The following is a 2,498-nucleotide window of genomic DNA, read 5'->3' on the forward strand; positions in this document are numbered from 1 at the left end:
AGGGTCGCCTGGGCGGCGGAGGCGTTCGCATCGGGGCCCAGGACGGTCACGCCGTGGCGGCGGGCGTCGCCGACGAGGGTGGCGGGGCTGTAGAAACCCATCGGCTGGTTGCGCAGCAGGGCGGCGGTGAAGGCCGCCGGGTAGTGGCGCTTGAGGTAGGAGCTCGCGTACACCAGGTACGCGAACGAGATCGAGTGCGACTCCGGGAATCCGTACGAGGAGAACGCCTCCAGCTTCGCGTAGATGTCCTCGGCCAGCTCACCGCTGATGCCCTTGGCCGCCATGCCCGACATCAGCTGCCCTTTGAGCTCCAGCATCCGTTCGGTCGACCGCTTGGCGCCCATGGCCCGGCGCAGCTGGTCGGCCTGGGCCGGGGCGAAGCCCGCGGCGGCCACCGCCATCTGCATCACCTGCTCCTGGAACAGCGGCACGCCGAGGGTCCGGCGCAGCGACTCCTCCAGCAGCGGGTGCGGGGCCTCGGCCGGCTCCTTGCCCGCACGCCTGCGCATGTACGGGTGCACCGCGCCGCCCTGTACCGGGCCCGGGCGGATCAGCGCGATCTCGACGACGAGGTCGTAGAACTTCCGGGGCTTCAGGCGCGGCAGCGTGGCCATCTGAGCCCTTGATTCGACCTGGAAGACGCCGATCGAGTCCGCGGCGCACAGCATGTCGTAGACCTCCGAGTCCTCGGTCGGTATGCGGCCGAGCGTCAGGTCCACGCCATGGTGTTCACGCACCAGATCGAAAGCGTCGTGCAGGGCGCCGAGCATGCCGAGGCCCAGCAGGTCGAATTTCACCAGGCCGCCGTCCGCGCAGTCGTCCTTGTCCCACTGCACCACCGACCGGTTCTCCATCCGCGCCCACTCGGTCGGGCACACCTCCGCAACCGGGCGGTCGCACAGCACCATGCCGCCGGAGTGGATGCCCAGGTGCCGGGGCAGGCCGTGCAGACGGGTCGCCAGGGCGAGTACGTCCTCGGGGACGCCGGCCGAGTCCAGGTCGGCCGCGCCGGTGTACGGCCCGATCTGCCGGGCCCACGCGTCCTGCGCGCCGGACGGATAGCCGAGCACCCTGGCCGCGTCCCGCACCGCCATCCGGCCGCGGTACGTGATGACGTTGGCCACCTGCGCGGCGTGGGTGCGGCCGTAGGTGCGGTAGACGTGCTGGATCACCTCCTCGCGCCGGCTGGACTCGATGTCGAGGTCGATGTCGGGGTAGCCCTCGCGCTCGGGGCTGAGGAAGCGTTCGAAGACGAGCTTGAATGCGACGGGGTCGACGGCGGTGATCCCGAGCGCGTAGCACACCGCGGAGTTGGCGGCGGATCCGCGACCCTGGGCCAGGATCCCGCGCTCGCGGCAGTACGCGGAGATCCCGTGCACGATCAGGAAGTAGCCGGGGAAGTCGTACTTGGCGATGACGCCGAGTTCGTAGTCCAGTTGCCGGTAGGCGTCCGGGCGGGCGCGCCGGGTGCCGTACCGTTCGCGGGCGCCCTCCATCACCAGGTGGCGCAGCCAGGAGAACTCGTCCTCGAAGCCGTCGGGTACGGGGAAGTCGGGCAGCGACGGGGCGACCGCGGCGAAGTCGAAGGCGCACTGCCCGGCCAGTTCGACGGTGCGGTCCAGGATTCCGGGGAACCGGGCGAAGCGCTCGGCCATCTCCGCCCCGGCGCGCAGGTGCGCGGTCGGGCCGGGCGGGAGCCAGCCGTCGATCTCCTCCAGGGTGCGCCGGGCGCGCAATGCGGCGAGCGCGCAGGCGGCGGCGAAGTCCCCGGGCGCGGCGTAGTGCACCTGATTGGTCACGACCGCCAGGGCCTTGTGACGGGCGGCGAGTTCGGCCAACGCGGCGTTGCGCGCGTCGTCCTGCGGCAGGTCGTGGTCGACCAGCTCGACCAGCACGTTGTCCCGGCCGAACAGGGCGCGCAGCCGGTCGAGTTCGCGGGCCGCGGCCTGCTGCCCGCCCCGGGCCAGGGCTCGGGGAACAAGGCCCTTGCGACAGCCGGTCAGCACGGCCCACCGCCCGTCCGCGCGGGCGGCGAGGTCTTCGAGGTCGTAGACGGCCTTGCCCTTGCCCTCGCCGCGCAGCCGAGCATCGCCGATGGCGCGGGACAGGGCCCGGTAACCGTCCGGGCCGCGGGCGAGCAGCAGCAGGTGCGCGCCGGGCGGATCGGGCACGCCGGTGCGCTCGGCCCGGTCGGCGGCCAGGGAGAGTTCGGTCCCGAACACCGTGCCAAGGCCCGTGCCCTTGGCGGCCTGGGCGAGTTGGACCGCGCCGTAGAGCCCGTCGTGGTCGGTGACGGCGAGCGCGGACAGGCCGAGCCGCACCGCTTCGGCGACCAACTCGCGCGGCGAGGAGGCACCGTCGAGGAAGCTGTAGGCGGAGTGCGCGTGCAGCTCGGCGTAGGGGACGGCGGAGGCGGATGCGTCGTGGGACAGGCGCGGCGAAGTGGGGGGAACCGAGCGGCGGGGTGAACGATGAGTGGTACCGGCGGTGGGGTGGGG

The 2,498-nt window shown here is 72.5% G+C and carries 1 protein-coding gene; it reads right to left on the minus strand.

Translation table 11 applies throughout. The annotated features are described in order from the left end of the window. The coding region (locus KDL01_RS40500; protein ID WP_246577671.1) for an error-prone DNA polymerase at positions 1 to 2,498 on the minus strand (2,498 nt) is incomplete at both ends.

It is taken from the genome of Actinospica durhamensis, assembly GCF_018139695.1.
GTDB lineage: Bacteria > Actinomycetota > Actinomycetes > Streptomycetales > Catenulisporaceae > Actinospica > Actinospica durhamensis.